The sequence below is a fragment of the Leptospira biflexa serovar Patoc strain 'Patoc 1 (Paris)' genome (assembly GCF_000017685.1).
Lineage (GTDB): Bacteria > Spirochaetota > Leptospiria > Leptospirales > Leptospiraceae > Leptospira_A > Leptospira_A biflexa.
The window spans coordinates 1,533,560-1,548,990 of the sequence record NC_010602.1 but is presented as its reverse complement, the minus strand read 5'-3'; the positions used below and the strand labels follow the sequence as shown (position 1 = coordinate 1,548,990).

Below are 15,431 nucleotides of genomic sequence, written 5' to 3'. Positions count from 1 at the left end.
CTTGCTAAATGTAAGATGAATGTATAAAGTGTTCTCACATTTTTGGTTTCAACCATGATAAGGATCAAATGAAATATGAAGCACCTCTTTTTTGGTTTTTTTTCTTTGGCCCTCTACTTAGTAATCTTGAACCCATTGATCGGTGAATCAATCGAAAGTCAAGAATCCACTCCCAAAGATGGCACTACACTTTATCCATCCAAAACAATCGAAAAGGACTCAAACCAACAAACAACCCCAGGTGAAGTAAAGTTTCGCCTAACAGGAATGTTAAAAACAGACTTCGCTTATGCAAACGAATCGGTATTGTCCTTTGGATTTGATAATTTAGTCGGACCAACTGTTGCCAAAAGACAAGTCCAAGCCAGAGATTCAGAACCAAGGTCTGGAATTTATCCCACCAGTTCCTTACTCGGAGCAGAAATCCTTTATGGAACGAAAGCAAAGGCAATCTTTGAAGCTGACTTTGTGGATGTCACAAAAAGTAGTGTGGGAGCAGAAACAAAACCGAGAGTCAGGCAAATGTATTTCCAATACAACCCATCTACTAAAATCGAAATTTTTTTAGGTAGGACATGGGATCTCTTTGCGGGTGTGTATCCTCAATCCTATAATGCAAGTGCCTTTATGTCTGGATCAGGAAATATTGGATGGCAAAGGGAACAAATTGGTCTGTGGTATCAATTGGGCGATGTAAAACTTGGGTCGGCAATTGGAACGACAGGGTTTCATAATGATCCCAATGTCAAAACCAATATCGAACGAAATTCCATGCCAACGATTGCAGTCAGAATGGATTGGAAACCCTCCTCACAATTTTTTTTCACAACATCAGCCATTGGTACAAAACTCAAAGTCAGTGACCCATCGACTGATTCCGCAAGAGATGGATTGGCATTACGTGCCAATCAATTCAATGATCCTAATCAATCTGTGTTAAATGCTTTCACACAAAAAGAAACAAACCAAAGGAGCACTCTGGATTCAGGCGGAGTTTCGATTGGATTTGTTTGGAAACAAGGAAACTTTGAATCACGTGGCGAAATTTCATACGGAACAAACCTAACTTCGATTACTTCTTCTGGAATCGCCCCCTTCCAAACAACTACCTATGGTGAAGAATTTACAAATAGTAGGCTAGGATTTCTGAGTGGAGAGTTTTCTAATGATGCGAAGTCCAATACAAAAAAAAAGTTTGAATCTCCGAGGGAACTAACAGGTTTTTTAAGTTTGAATTATGATGTCTCCAAACAATTTGGTTTCGGAATCCATACAGGAGTTTCCAAAATTACAAACCCTGAAGTACTCGTTGGTGCCGATTTTAATGCACTTTCCACAAGCAGACCAGATAGTTTTCAATGGACATCCAATCCTAGAATTATGGGAGCCATGCGTGAAAATCTCAATTATGGATTCCGTATGAATTATGATCCCGAAGAGAAAATTCGATTTTTTTTACAAACAGATGTGTTTCGCACCTATTACAAAGATGTGGAACGATACCAAGGAGTTTCGGCGCATATCGGTAGTTATGATCCAATGCAACAAACGGGCGAGTGGAGAGATCCAGGCAACAAATCTGAACGCTCCAGTGCTGTCGCGGAGTCATTGATGATACGATTAGGTGGATTATTTCGATTTGATGCTTAGATATTCAAATTCTAACCACTTAAAGAGTAATTGTTTTAAATTATCTTTTTGCACTGGTTTACTCAAATAATCATTCATACCCACTTCAAAACATTTTTCTTTTTCTCCATCAATGATACCAGCAGTCACTGCAATGATTGGAACATTTTTTCCTTTGTTTAACTTACGAATCGCCAAGGTTGCATCGTAACCATTTTGTACTGGCATTTGGATATCCATTAGTATCAAATTCGGAAATTCTTTTTGAAATACTTGTACGGCGACTCCACCATTCTCTGCTTCCAATATGATTACATTTGGCAATATCCGATTGATGAAATTTTTCATGAGACCCATATTCACAGCATTGTCTTCTACTACAAGGATCTTGGTAGGTAAATCTTGTATGAGGGTTTCCTTTGATTTTGAAGTTTCGAATTTTGATTCTGTTGATTCTAACAAAAGATTGGGATCAATTTCAGGGATTCGAAAAGGGATTTCAAAGAAAAATTCACTCCCTTGCCCAACTTCACTTTTAAGCTTCAATTCAGACTTCATCAATTGGAGTAATTGACGACAAATGGCAAGTCCAAGCCCAGTGCCACCAAACTTCCGTGTGGTGGAAAAATCTTCTTGAGTAAAGGAATCAAAGATCTTTTTCTGATTTTCTTTTGCAATCCCGATCCCTGTATCTTTGACCGATATCCTAACTTTCACTTCTTGCTTAATTGCGGATTCCAAACGAGTCAATCGACATTCTATGAATCCAGTTTCAGTAAACTTAATTGCATTCCCAATCAAGTTTAACATCACCTGCCGCAAACGATTGGAATCAAACATCAAAACGTTTGGAATCGATTCGTCTATGTGCAACCGGATATCCAAACCATGAACAATGGCTTGGATATCCATAATTTTGATGGCTTCGAGGATTAAGTTTTTTAAGTCATTTGGTACTTCTGCCAGTTGTAATTTTCCAGCCTCTGCTTTCGAAAAATCCAAAATATCATTCACGATACTAAGTAAAGTATGGGCAGATTGTTTTACAATTTGAGCATACTCATTAAATGATGTATCCACCAAAGTTTCTGCAAGTAAATCGGAATAACCAATGATTCCATTCAAAGGAGTTCGGATTTCATGACTCATGTTTGCTAAAAATTCAGACTTTGCATTGTATGCATTCTCCGCCAATTCCTTCGCTTTTTTTAACTCTAACTTGGTTTCATACGATTCGGTGATATCCCTTGTGAACATTAGAATTCCACCGATTCCACCAGATAACAAAGTCCAAGGTCGAATTTCCCATTGAATGACTTGGTCTTTATCCCAACCTGGTGGTCTCCAAATGTCTTCATCCCTTTTTAATACTTCACCGAGTAGTCCTCTTGCGTGAATTTCCTTCCAGGCCTCACCAATATTAGGAAAAATTTCATAATGGCACTTTCCAATGATTTCTTCCTTACTCAATGGAATTTTATAATCATCAATCCATCTTTGGCTTAAGGCAACATATCGCATCTCTTGGTCGAGCATGGCCACTGCTGCCGGTGCATGTTCTACAAAGGACCAAAGAATGGACGTTTGCGAGGCCAAGGCCATTTCCCATTCTTTTCGTTCATTGATGTCTTGGATGATCCCATAAATTTTAACTACTTTTCCATTTTCCCATTCGGCTCGCCCATTCGTTCGAATCCAAGTTTGGTTACCTTTGGCAGTCACCATTTCCAATTCTAAATCGTATTCTTTTCCCTCTGAGATTAAGGCTTCTACCGCAGTTGTGATTTTATTTCGACTTTCTTCACTATGATAAAAGGAAAGACCATTTTCGACATTGGGAATGTAATCTTCTTCTACTTCATGAATCCGTTTTGTTATATTGGTCCAATTGGCTTGGTTTGTTTTTAAATCCAAATCCCAACCACCAATTTTGGCAAGGTTTGCCATTTGGTCTAATAGTCGTGAGATGGATCGAAGTTCCATTTCTGATTGAATGGAATCAGTCATATTCAAAATCTGAGACAAATAATACAGTGGATTTCCCAATGTATCCCGAATGATCGATTTATTTAATATGGTCCAAATGGATTCTTTGGATTTTGTTATATATCGTTTTTTAATTTGAAAACTTGGTATCTGTCCTTGATTGAGTTTTTCTAAATAAGATAATTCAATCGGAAGGTCATCGGGATGTGTCAGGTCCGACAAAGATTTTGATTTTAATTCATCACTATCGTACCCAAGCCACTCACAAAGGATCGGATTCACTTCAATCATCTCTCCATGTGGGTTGGATATTTCCATACCAATATTGGAATACTGAAAGGAAGAAGTGAATAAATCCCGAGAAATTTCAGCTGACTGTAAAATGGGTGGTAAGTTTTTTTCCTTCTCGTCTAAAAAAGCATCTAACGCGAGTATAATGAACCTTTTTCCCAATTCAAATACTTCCTTAGAATGGAAACGAAAGGGAAAACCAGCACTATTACTCGGATCAAAACAAATCCTACCGAGAATGAAATCAGAAGTAGTTTCTTCCGATTGAAAACGCATTCCAGAATGTGTTAAGATACATTCTGCTGGAAATGGTTGGTGGTGCGACAAGCCCATAGACCTTATCGCAATTGGACTTGGGTATACAATGCCAACATTTGTATCCCAAACTAAATATCCAAATAATCCATTTTGAAGTACAAACTCACATAACTCTGGACGATGGGAAATGAATTGTACGGGATGTATCATTTGTTTGTTGTACTACTTTACTTTGGAAACCTAACGGAAAATAATCCCCTCAGATCTCCTACTTCATAACCAATTGCTTGGTCATTTGGATAGAATCTTTGTAGGGTTGTTTTTGTTTCCTTTGTGATGTTTTCCGGTTTTCCATGGCATTGGACACATTGTCCCATCACAACAATTGGTACATAAACAGTCACTGACTCATCCGACGAAACAACTCGATTGGGAAATACGCCATCGTTTGATTTCTTTTTTTGGATTTCAGAAAAAATCTTTGCCTCTTCTGTTGAGAACAGATTCATTTGGTTACGAGGACGATCTGTGATCCTTTTTAAGGTCACTGATTTGGCGATTCCCAATCGTTTGGTAAACGCCATTGCATTCTCTTGACAAAATGGAATCGCAGCTTCTGTCCCTCCTTCCTTCATCGCTTTCATCAATTTTTCTTGTAAGTTTGATTTTGCTTCCTTTGTGATTTCGATCGCAATTTTCTCATAATCGATCGTCTGTTTTTGGCAATTCCATACAAAGAACGTAGAAAAAATTATGAATATCAGTCTAAATCGATTTGTTTTCATTTTGAATCTCCTTTTGTGTATTTGATTCCATCATAGGTAAGGTAACAATAAACTCAGTTTTGCCTGGGACAGAAAAAAATGTGATCGAACCATTCTCTTCAGAAAGAATGGAATTTGAAATATAAAGGCCAAGCCCAATCCCTTCTCCTTTTTGTTTCGTAGTATAAAAGGGTTGGAAGATATTTTTTTGAAGGTCAACTGGAATCCCGACTCCATTATCGATCACTCTGATTTCAATTTGATTGGATGGATTCAACTTAACTTCTACTTTGATCTCTCCCGTTTTAGGGTCGGTTGCTTGGATCGCATTAAAAATTAGGTGGGACCAAACTAACTTGATCGCCGCTTCATTGACGTAGGTTTCTAAATGATCATCGATATCAGTGATAAGGATTCTGTTCTCATCCCAATACTGATGGTAGAGAATGAGGATGTCTCGAATCCCATCGGAGATCCGCACCTTTTCCTTTTCTTTTGTGCTAAATGGTTTTGAAAATTGTTGGAAGGTAGAAATGACCTTTTCTGTTCGATCGATGGCATTCGTGATGAGTATACTAGCATTTTCCATTGTCTTGTATTTGAGCCATAAAAAAATTGATTCCCAAGATTTTGTATCCTGTGATGGGATGTCTTCGAAACTTTTATAATTGATACCGAGCTCAATACAACGATCTGCAAAATAAAACAGGTCTCGCCTTTCTAAAAAATGGAACAATTGCAAAATGATATCCATCTCCTCTCTTTTTTCTTTTCTTGTACGATGTTTCCATAGAATACTTTTTTCTTTTTCATACCAAAGTGGATCTTTGTTCGAAAGGAAATTTTTTTCTTCCGATAGTAAATAAGAAACCATTGATTTGATGCCAGCGAGTGGATTTTTGATCTCGTGGGCAACATTTGATGCTAGTGAACCAAGTGTCACCAGCCGATCATTTTGGATTAAGGTGGTTTCTCTCTGGTTTAATTCTTCTGATAACTTCTGGTTATTATTATCTAAGATATCCAGTAAAAAGGAAACTAATTTGACAATACAAATTGTTTTCGCTGCAAGTAAGATCAATTTCAAAAACTCTAATACAAATACAACACGATTGGGACCTTGCGGAACCAGTTGGTATCCAAAGTCAATTTCCGCACCATTTAATTTGGCGATATAAATCCCACCAAGATAACCAAGGATCACAACAACACCCATCACTGCAGAAAATCTTCTATGTAAAAAAAAGGAAATGTAGAGTTGGAATAAAAAAAACAATGTGAAAAAAATTGAATTTTGAATGGGTAAGGATTTCGTACCGATGGGATGAGCCATGATGGCTAAGTAAAAACCAAGGAGCAAAACCAAGTAATCAATGCATAAAAAAAACATGATGATAGGATTCGAAATTTTACTTGTATGCGATTTTTGGATGAATTGTTTTCCCAAAATGGAAGTGCTTAGGAAATAAATGGTAAACGAAACTGCAATGAAAAACGGAGGTTTTCCAAAATTCAAAAATGAGGCGACTACCCCGATCCAAACAATCACCATCCGAATGGAAATCAAAATGAGGAGTCCTTTCGACTTCATTTGATTGGCAAACTGGGAGAGTAAATAGGAAGAGGTCACCATAATTTTTTAGTATGATCATTCCATTGCTAAAGTTTGGGAAAATCAAGCATTTCTCTTGCAGAGCCGTTTGACATGGGAGGAGAATCCCAAAATCTTGACCTTGGTTCCTTTTATGAAACAAACAAAACTGGCAATCATCGGTGCAGGTGGGCTCACTGGGAAAGAACTGACAAGTTTACTCTCCCACCACCCACATTTCCAACTCGTTCATATCACTTCTAACCAAGTGGATGGCAAACACATCCGAGACGTTTTCCCGGAACTCAGCCATCTTCCCGATTTGGTCTTCCAAAAACACGACACACAGGTTCCGAAAGATGTTCACATTGTCCTTGCCACACCAAACGAAGTCTCGTTAGATAAGGCACCAGAGTTTCTCAAAGAAGGAAGAAAGGTCATCGATTTGTCTGGAACCTTTCGATTGCATGACCAAGTCAAATTTGAAAAAGCGTATCAGTTCCCACATACAAAGTTTGATATGATGGACCAAGTGGTCTTTGGTCTCCCTGAATTGTTCCGTGAAAAAATCAAAAATGCAAACTTTGTTTCAAACCCAGGTTGTTACGCCACTTCCGCAATTTTACCCATCGCGATCTTGGGAAATCTAAGAAAAAACATCCAAGGCCCAGTCGTCGTGGATGCGAAATCTGGTGTGAGTGGTGCGGGTGGTAGGACAGAAGAAATAAAGTTTGCTTATACACATGTTTACGAAAATTTTAGAGCTTATAAAATCCTAAGCCACCAACATGAACCAGAAATAGAAGAATATGCGTTTGTTGGTTCCGAACCAAAAGAAATCCTATTTACACCGCACCTACTCCCTGTTTACCGAGGAATTTTATCCACCATTTATATCCAATTTACAAATCCTGTGGATCCAAAAGAAATCCAAGAAAAACTGCAAGCAGTGGCGGAAAAGGAACCATTCCTTCGATTGTACAAAACTCCAGAAGAAATTGAGATCAAAAAAGTACAAAATACAAACTTCTTGGATCTTGGATTCAAAACCAAAGGAAATACATTGGTTCTTGTTTCCGCTCTTGACAATTTGGTGAAAGGGGCCGCAGGACAGGCATTACAAAATCTCAATTTGATGTTTGGATATCCGGAAAATTTAGGTCTTGTTAGCATTTGATCCTCAGCTAACATTAATCACAGGTGCTTTCGATGGGGAAATTGATCTCCTTCGGAACCACCCAAAATTCCCTCATGTAAATCCCATGGGAATTGGAAATTTAGAACAAGCCATCCAAACCTTTGCTTACCTAGTAAAAAATCCACAGATCCAACAAATTGTATTTTTAGGATCCTGTGGTGTCTATTCTTGGAGTGAGATCAAGCGAAATACAATTGTTTCCCCAAATGCCGTATATTCTAAAGAACTGATTACGGCACTTGGTCTTGGAAAACAATTGCCGATGGACCCACCTTTTTATCTCTTACAAAACGACCCAATGTTTGCCGATGGGATTTGTAACGCTCCGAGTTCGATCACTCTCCAAACAATGGAAACCCCACCAGACAAAATTTGGCAGACATTTGCCTTTGAAAATTTGGAGTTATTTGGACTAGCGAAAGTCGCGGACCAGTTTCACATTCCCGTTACTGCTTATTTAGTGGTTACGAATGGTGTGGGTCCAAATGGTTCCTTCGAATGGCAAACTCATTGGCGGGAATCTTCGAACCAATTACAAAATTTATTTTTGTTGTAAACTTCCGAAAATATCCTTTATCACCTAAGTTTTTAATACTTTTTTTACGGATGGTTCTTCCATAACACGATGGATCCAATCTTCTACAGACTTGGGAACCTTTGTGTCCATCATCTCATAGTGTTCGATAAAAGGGGCATAAAGGATTTCAAGAAGTCCAAACTGGTTCCCAATTAGATACTGGTTTGTATTGAGTACCTGTTCTAAGATATCAAAATGCCTGCCAATCCTTTTGGCAGAATCCTTCATCCGTTTGGTTTCCCATTTTTCTTCTGGAATGAATTTTTTAGAAAAATAAATCACACTGCCTGGAAAACAAAATTCAGACTCACATTGGTTGATCCATTGATTGAAAAGAGCCCTCTCTTTTAAGTCCGCGGGGAACAAAGGATTCGGAAATGAATGTTTTTCTTCTAAATAACGGATGATGGCAGATGATTCAGATAAAAGAAACTCTCCCTCTTTTAAGACGGGAACCTTTCCATAAGGATTGATCGCCAAAAAAGTTTTTTTTCGATTCTCTAGTTTATCGAGTGCAACATGAATGGTTTCATATTCTAAATTTCGATATTGTAAATAAATGTGAACACGTTTGCTATAAGTGGAATTGGGATGCGAATAAAGTCCGTACATAATTACCTTTGTTTCTTATTTTATTTTATGAAGTCCATCAATAGGGAAACCAAAGAATTCCTTCTCGTTTTAATTTTTCGATCGCATAACGATCCGTCATGCCGGCAATGTAATCACAAATCACTCTCATCCTTCCATCTTCTTCCTCTCGGTTCCGATACGATTCTGGGATGGATTCCGGATGAGATTCAAAATGTTTAAAGAGTAAATAAATCGTTTCCTTACCTCTTTCACTCATGCGAGACACTTCCGAATGCCTGTACAAATTCTGAAACAAAAACTGTTTCAATTCATTGAATTCCTTTTGAAACTCTTCTGAGAACTGAACGATTTTGATTTTCTTTTGGTACAATTTGGATATACTCTCTCTCGAATTCACTGAATATTCGGTTAAGATTTTATGAATGGATTCGATCAAATCGGAAACCATCAAGTTGAGTGAAATGCGACCTATCGATCGGGAGATTGATAACATTTCCGTTTTTGAATTTTTTTCTGAACTTGGCAAACTTTCATCGATGCGTTTCCAAATCATGAGTCCTTTCACTTCTTCTAATTGAAGGAGTCCACTTTCTAATCCGTCTTCCAAATCATGTGCGCTGTAGGTGATCTCATCGGAAGCATCCACAATCATCGCCTCAAGTGAGGGTCCCAGAGTCCTTCTCACCTCAAGTAAGTTAGATGACTCGTATCCACCTCCATGTTTCATGATACCTAGAAGAGTTTCTTCACATAAATTGAGTCCTGGAAAATTGGGATACCTACGTTCCAATTTTTGCACAACCCGAAGTGATTGTTTGTTATGCTCAAACCCACCGATATCTTTCATGAGTTCCGCTAGGGCTTCTTGGCCAGCATGCCCAAAAGGAGAATGCCCCAAGTCATGAGCTAAGGCAATTGACTCGCTTAGGTCTTCATTCAAACCAAGGACTTTGGAGATGGTTTTGGAAATCCCCGCAACTTCTAAGGTATGTGTCAAACGATTGCGAAAATGATCTCCTTCTGAATACACAAACACTTGCGTTTTGTATTCCAAACGTTTGAAGGCATGGGAATGGATGATTCGATCTTTATCCCTTTGGAATGGCAAACGGTAGGGATGTTCCGGCTCCTCGTATGCTCGACCGCCAAAATTTCGGCTCCCTACCGCATAGGTTGCAAGGATTTTTTCTTCATCGTTTAGGAGTTCGTTTCTCCCTTTCTTCATAAATCTCTTTCCTTTTTCGACGAAACCATAAAATCAGTATAAATCCCTCATGGACTTTCTACAAACCTTAGTTTCCATTTTTATGCAATACGGTTATTTTGCCGTTTTCGGAATTCTGATCCTCTGCGGATTTGGTCTCCCAGTACCGGAAGACATCTCACTCACTGCCGGTGGAGTGATTTCGGGACTTGGTTATGCGAATGTCCATATCATGTTTCTCGTCGGCATGGCGGGAGTCCTTCTCGGAGACTCGTTTGTATTTTGGCTCGGAAGCCATTACGGGGAAAGGGCGCTGAGTTTACCCGTTTTACGTACCGTTTTACACCCAGAACGATTTGACAAAGTGCGAGAACAGTTCAAAAAATATGGTCGTTGGGTCGTGTTTGTAGGTCGATTTATGCCAGGCCTTCGGATGCCCATTTTTTTTACGGCGGGTACTTCCAAACAAATTAGTTTTTTCTTATTTTTACTTACAGATGGATTTGCTGCCCTCATCTCAGTCCCGATTTGGGTGTATTTAGGTTATTATTTTGCTCATAATTTTGACGAACTGATGGGTTGGGTCCGAGGGGGACAAACCTTAATCCTCATCCTTGTATTTTTACTCATTGGCATTTTGGTTTTCTTCTGGTGGCGGAGGAAACACCGAGAAGGAAAGGGAAAAAAATGAATCCAATCCACTCGTTTTTTGTTTCCTTTTTTTTCCTTACCTTTGTTTGGTTCTGGAACTGCACCAACTATTCCACCACTACCTCCGTCCAGGCACCGCCCACTCTCGTTTCGATCACCAATAATGGAAATTCCAATTTTACGATCAAAGTAAGAGCCCAAAATCCGGAATTCATCTTCCAAGGGTACAGGCTCTACCAGGCCGCAACAGAGAGTCTTGCCCAAAATCCGACCGACACGAACATAGGTGCCGATTGTCTCTTGGCCCAGGCCGCCGTTGTCCAGCCGGTAGAGTATACGTTTGAAGTGGATCCGTCGTCAAACCCCAATACGGCGGGAGTTTCTTGTCGCATTTTTGCCACACTTACCCCAGGATCCTATATTTCGATGCGGACACTGGGGATTGCGGTGAATTTGGCAAATAGCACCAGTTCGTACCGAGTCTCCCTCCCCTCCAACGCGCTTATTGTCCCATAAAATAAAACTTTCTTGCATTTAAGTCAAATGCGTGTATTTTTTTCCGGAATCATGGGATTTCTTTGTGCTTTTTTTAGAATTTCTCTAAATTTTTGCCCCAAAGTCTCCCTTTGATGCTACAAATAGAAAGGGAGAAATCCTAAAAATTTTTGGAGGATGATGAAAAAATGAACCAAACGAAACATTGGTCAAAAATCGCGCTCGCAACACTTGTGCTCGTATCTGTTGTTGCTTGTGGAAAATCTAGACAAGTGAAAATTTCTGCATCGGATGTAACTCGAGCAACTACACCTGCAAAACTTCCAGCTGACATTGAAAAACTGTGGAAGAATCGCCAAAACGAACAAGACCTTCGCCAAGTGCTTGTTAGTTTAGAAAAATTTGCAATCGAAAACCCACAATACACTGATGTAAAAGTGATGTTGTGCCGTGGTAATTATTTAATGAGTGATGGACATTTATGGCTCAAACTCACTGGTGATGCTGATGATGATGCAAAAGTAAAAGAAGAATCCATTCAATTTTACGATGCAGCCGTAAACTGGTGTGAAGCAGCTCTTGCCATGAATCCAAAATTCAGAGACAAAGTGGTTAAAGACGGACTTGAAGTAGAGAAGGCACTCGATGTACTTGGACCTGAAGACATTGACGCTTTGTATTGGAGATATGCATCTCTTGCAAAATGGTCTCGTTTGGTAGGTTTTACAACTCTCCTTTCTAATCGTTCCAAATTTTCTGCGATGGTCAATCGAGTGAAAGAAATCGAAAAAGCTATGGGGAAAGAATATTTTTATGCAGCAACTCTCAGGTATGATGCAGCTAGTAACGCTCTCTCTCCAACAGGCGATAAAAAATTAGCAGACAAATTATTTGAAGAAGCAATTGCAAAACATCCAAATTATTTTGCAGTCCGAGTCCTTTATGCGGAAAGCCGCCTTAAAGGAAATGAAGACAAGTTCAAAAAACAATTAGAATTTGTCCTCAAAGGAAAACCATCTTCGTTACCTGAAATTGAAGCTGACCAAATCGTTGAACAACGAAAAGCGAAAAAATTACTCGACGAATTATAAACCATCACTAGGAGAACTAGATGTTTTTAAAGCAGTTAAAATATTTAGTTTGTGTAAGTATCGCCCTCACGATCAGTGGGGGTCTTTTTGCTCAAACAACCGTTAAACTCGCTACCGTTGCTCCCGAAGGATCACCTTGGGCCAACGAATTAGCAAAAATCAAAAAGAAAATTGAAGCTGAATCCCAAGGACAAATTAAATTCAAAATTTATCCTGGTGGACAGATGGGTGGAGAAAACGAAATCCTCCAACAAGTCATTCGTGGGAAACTACAAGGTGCTGGACTCACTGCCGGAGCACTTGCCAACACTGTCAAAGAATTAAATGTTTTGGAAATTCCTTACCTTTTTAATTCTTATGCACAAGCAGATTGTGTTCTCGACGAACATCTATTAGAAGATTTTAGAAAACTTTTTGAAGCGAAGGGTCTTATTTTTGTCACTTGGGCAGAAAACGGGTACCGTTCCATCGGAACCAAATCAGCTCCCGTGAAAAAACCTGAAGACTTAAAGGGAATCAAAATCAGGGTGCAAGAATCTCCAGTTCATATTGCCTATTGGAAACAATTAGGTGTGAGTGGAATTCCCATTGCGATCCCAGAAGTCCTTCCCTCCTTACAAACAGGTGTGGTGGAAGGGTTTGACAACACTCCCCTTTTCACTCTTGCAGCGGAATGGCAAACTGCGATCAAATACTTCACTTTGACCCGCCATATTTACCAACCAGCAGCCATCCTATACTCTAAAAAGTATTGGGATACTCTCAATGATGAACAAAAGAAAACCCTCATGGGTGAAGGAAACAAACTTGCTCCAGGTGCTAGACAAGCAGTTCGTTCCATCGAAAAGAATATGATTGCCACTCTAAAAAAAGCAGATGTGCAAGTGTATGAGCCTTCAGCGGCAGACCTTGCTGGATTTAAATCTGCTGCAGGTGTTGTAGCAGGCCAAGTGATTGGAAAAATTGGTGGTCAATCGAAACAGATCTACGATAAAATCCAAAAAGCCAAAGCGGCTTGTGGCCCATAGAGTAAGGAAGGAAACAGATAAATGAAATTCGTCGAACGAATTCTAAATACATTGAGTTTCGGCGAGAAATGGGCAGGGGGAATTTGTTTCCTTCTGCTCACTCTTCTCATGATCGCAGACGTCTCCAAAAGGGAAGTCGTCGATAAAGTGTTAGGTTGGACCTTGGAAGCAACGGAAGCATATCCCAATACAGGATTTGCTGGATTTGTAGGTGATTGGAGTGTTTACATTGCGGAATCCATCCATAGTGGCACCTCCTCCTTTTTGGATTGGTTGGGCCTTGGTGGAATCATTTGGGCACAAAAATTATCCCTTTATTTTATGTTATGGGGTGGACTCTTTGGATCGGCACTTGCCAGCGCGAAAGGTTCTCACCTAAGGCCAGAAATTGCAGATAAAGTTTTGCCAAAGGCCATTTTGTTTTATGTAAAAATCATCGAACAGTGGGTGATTGCCATTTTCTTTTTATTCTTAGCTTACTTATCCGTAATTTATGTTTTAGAAAGTATTAGTTTAGATGAAGTAAACCCAGTCACAGAAATCCATTTATGGAAAGTCCAAATGATTTTTCCCTATATCTTTCTCTCAATGGGATTTCGCCATTTGTGTTATGGAATTTTTCCTTCTTTGATTCCTTCTGACATCAATGAAGCCACAGAGGCTTTGGAACTAGCGGAAAAAGAACTTTCCGAATCTAACTCAGGAGGGAAACACTAATGGGTTCTTGGGGAATACTCCTACTCTTACTTGGTCTGATTTTACTCAGACAACCACTCATCGTACTCATGGGTGCCATCACCGTTTTTTGTTATTACTTCTTACCAGAACCACCGCTTGAGTCCTTCCATGAACTCAATAGCATCATAGGCGATTTATTCTTCGCTGGTGATAAGGAAATCCTTCTTGCGATTCCCCTTTTCATCATTGCAGGAAATCTCATGACCCATGGGAGTATTGCGCGAAGGCTCATCCGCATCGCACAAGCCATGACAGCACCGATCCCAGCAGGACTTGCCATCGCGGGAGTTTTCTCTTGTGGTATCTTTGCTGCCATTTCGGGCTCCTCTCCCGTCACTCTGATTGCCATTGGAGGACTCATGTATCCTTCGCTTACGAAAGCAGGATACCCCACTCAGTTTTCGATGGGACTACTTGCTTCCGGTGGAACCCTAGGGATCATCATCCCACCGAGTATCCCAATGATCGTGTATGCGATTATGGTGGGAGTTTCGGTGACAGACCTTTTCATTGCAGGGATCGGACCTGGAATTTTACTCATGAGTTTGCTTATGATGTATTCTGTCTTCCGTGCAGGAAAAGTGGGCCGAGGGAAATGGGATTGGGCTGAGATTCGGATTGCCTGGAAAGAAGGTGTACTTGCTTTGATGATGCCCGTTGTCATCCTCGGTGGGATTTACTCCGGATTTTTCACAGCAACAGAATCAGCAGCCATCGCTGTTTTTTATGCCATCCTCGTGGAAGTTTTCATCCACAAAGAATTAAGTTTTCCAAAAATTCCCAAAATCATGGCGGAAAGCGCTGAGATGCTTGGGATCTTATTTCTCATCCTCATCCTTGCGGTGAGTTTGAATAAGTTCATGATCGAAAACGAAATCCCTCAAAACCTAGTGGCAAAAATGTCGGAACTCATTTCGAGTCCCGTCACCTTTCTCATTGGAGTGAACATCTTGTTACTTGTTGTTGGGATGTTCATGGACATCATGAGTGCCATTCTGGTGCTTGCACCACTACTCGCTCCGATGGCAGTGAATTACGGGATCAATCCAGTTCATTTTGGAATCATCATGATTGTAAACTTGGAGATTGGTTACCTGACTCCTCCAGTTGGGGTCAACCTCTTTGTGGCATCAGGGATCTTCAAACAGCCGTTAGGAAAAGTGATCCAATCTGTGGCGCCGATTGTGGGACTATTTCTAATTGGACTTGTCCTCATCAGCTGGATCCCAGACATTTCCCTGGGATTACTTGGTGGAGACGCCGTCGCTCCTAGTCCTTAATCCGACAGACAAAGGTTTAAGTCATTTGGTTCCTTTTGTTTTCCTTTTGGAAAGAT

14 protein-coding genes are annotated in these 15,431 nt (G+C 39.9%); 9 read left to right on the top strand and 5 right to left on the bottom strand.

The features are described from left to right. Positions 1 to 75: 75 nt before the first annotated feature. Positions 76 to 1,650, top strand: a complete 1,575-nt coding sequence (locus tag LEPBI_RS07305; protein ID WP_012388473.1) for a hypothetical protein — start codon at positions 76 to 78, stop codon at positions 1,648 to 1,650. On the opposite strand, the gene LEPBI_RS07300 is transcribed toward LEPBI_RS07305, so the two are convergent. From LEPBI_RS07300 to LEPBI_RS07290, 3 genes are read right to left on the bottom strand one after another with little or no spacing between them, the layout of a single operon-like run. Then, complete coding sequence (locus LEPBI_RS07300) at positions 1,630 to 4,374, bottom strand: PAS domain S-box protein (protein WP_012388472.1); 2,745 nt, start codon at positions 4,372 to 4,374, stop codon at positions 1,630 to 1,632. The genes LEPBI_RS07305 and LEPBI_RS07300 overlap by 21 nt on opposite strands. Positions 4,375 to 4,391: 17 nt before the next feature. Next, the gene (locus tag LEPBI_RS07295) at positions 4,392 to 4,949 is read right to left on the bottom strand and encodes a Tll0287-like domain-containing protein (protein ID WP_012388471.1); all 558 of its coding nucleotides are present in this window, start codon (positions 4,947 to 4,949) and stop codon (positions 4,392 to 4,394) included. Further along, positions 4,930 to 6,561, bottom strand: a complete 1,632-nt coding sequence (locus tag LEPBI_RS07290) for a sensor histidine kinase (protein WP_012388470.1) — start codon at positions 6,559 to 6,561, stop codon at positions 4,930 to 4,932. Before LEPBI_RS07290 ends, LEPBI_RS07295 begins: the two co-directional genes overlap by 20 nt. A 112-nt stretch (positions 6,562 to 6,673) precedes the next feature. On the opposite strand from LEPBI_RS07290, the gene argC reads away from it, so the two are divergent. Both argC and LEPBI_RS07280 read left to right on the top strand, forming a co-directional pair. Next, positions 6,674 to 7,696 (top strand): N-acetyl-gamma-glutamyl-phosphate reductase, encoded by a 1,023-nt coding sequence (gene argC / locus LEPBI_RS07285; protein WP_012476246.1) that lies wholly within the window; start codon positions 6,674 to 6,676, stop codon positions 7,694 to 7,696. Further along, complete coding sequence (locus LEPBI_RS07280; protein WP_012388468.1) at positions 7,683 to 8,273, top strand: nucleoside phosphorylase-I family protein; 591 nt, start codon at positions 7,683 to 7,685, stop codon at positions 8,271 to 8,273. Before argC ends, LEPBI_RS07280 begins: the two co-directional genes overlap by 14 nt. A 24-nt stretch (positions 8,274 to 8,297) precedes the next feature. On the opposite strand, the gene LEPBI_RS07275 is transcribed toward LEPBI_RS07280, so the two are convergent. Beyond that, the gene (locus tag LEPBI_RS07275; RefSeq protein ID WP_012388467.1) at positions 8,298 to 8,906 is read right to left on the bottom strand and encodes a glutathione S-transferase family protein; all 609 of its coding nucleotides are present in this window, start codon (positions 8,904 to 8,906) and stop codon (positions 8,298 to 8,300) included. Positions 8,907 to 8,943: 37 nt separating this feature from the next. Beyond that, positions 8,944 to 10,113: a deoxyguanosinetriphosphate triphosphohydrolase gene (locus LEPBI_RS07270; protein ID WP_012388466.1), complete on the bottom strand. Its 1,170-nt coding sequence runs from the start codon at positions 10,111 to 10,113 to the stop codon at positions 8,944 to 8,946. 49 nt (positions 10,114 to 10,162) lie between these two features. Here LEPBI_RS07270 and LEPBI_RS07265 point away from each other — a divergent pair, with 49 nt between their 5' ends. From LEPBI_RS07265 to LEPBI_RS07240, 6 genes are all read left to right on the top strand, one after another. Beyond that, positions 10,163 to 10,783: a DedA family protein gene (locus LEPBI_RS07265; RefSeq protein WP_012388465.1), complete on the top strand. Its 621-nt coding sequence runs from the start codon at positions 10,163 to 10,165 to the stop codon at positions 10,781 to 10,783. Continuing rightward, the gene (locus LEPBI_RS07260; protein ID WP_012388464.1) at positions 10,780 to 11,259 is read left to right on the top strand and encodes an LIC11661 family lipoprotein; all 480 of its coding nucleotides are present in this window, start codon (positions 10,780 to 10,782) and stop codon (positions 11,257 to 11,259) included. The genes LEPBI_RS07265 and LEPBI_RS07260 overlap by 4 nt, the downstream gene beginning before the upstream one ends. A gap of 167 nt (positions 11,260 to 11,426) precedes the next feature. Continuing rightward, positions 11,427 to 12,329 carry a TRAP transporter TatT component family protein gene (locus LEPBI_RS07255; RefSeq protein WP_012388463.1) on the top strand — a complete coding sequence of 301 codons (903 nt, stop codon included), beginning with the start codon at positions 11,427 to 11,429 and terminating at the stop codon, positions 12,327 to 12,329. Positions 12,330 to 12,349: 20 nt separating this feature from the next. After that, the gene (dctP, locus tag LEPBI_RS07250; RefSeq protein ID WP_012388462.1) at positions 12,350 to 13,357 is read left to right on the top strand and encodes a TRAP transporter substrate-binding protein DctP; all 1,008 of its coding nucleotides are present in this window, start codon (positions 12,350 to 12,352) and stop codon (positions 13,355 to 13,357) included. Positions 13,358 to 13,378: 21 nt separating this feature from the next. Next, the gene (locus LEPBI_RS07245) at positions 13,379 to 14,074 is read left to right on the top strand and encodes a TRAP transporter small permease (RefSeq protein ID WP_012388461.1); all 696 of its coding nucleotides are present in this window, start codon (positions 13,379 to 13,381) and stop codon (positions 14,072 to 14,074) included. Continuing rightward, the gene (locus LEPBI_RS07240) at positions 14,074 to 15,375 is read left to right on the top strand and encodes a TRAP transporter large permease (RefSeq protein WP_012388460.1); all 1,302 of its coding nucleotides are present in this window, start codon (positions 14,074 to 14,076) and stop codon (positions 15,373 to 15,375) included. Before LEPBI_RS07245 ends, LEPBI_RS07240 begins: the two co-directional genes overlap by 1 nt. Positions 15,376 to 15,431: the final 56 nt, after the last annotated feature.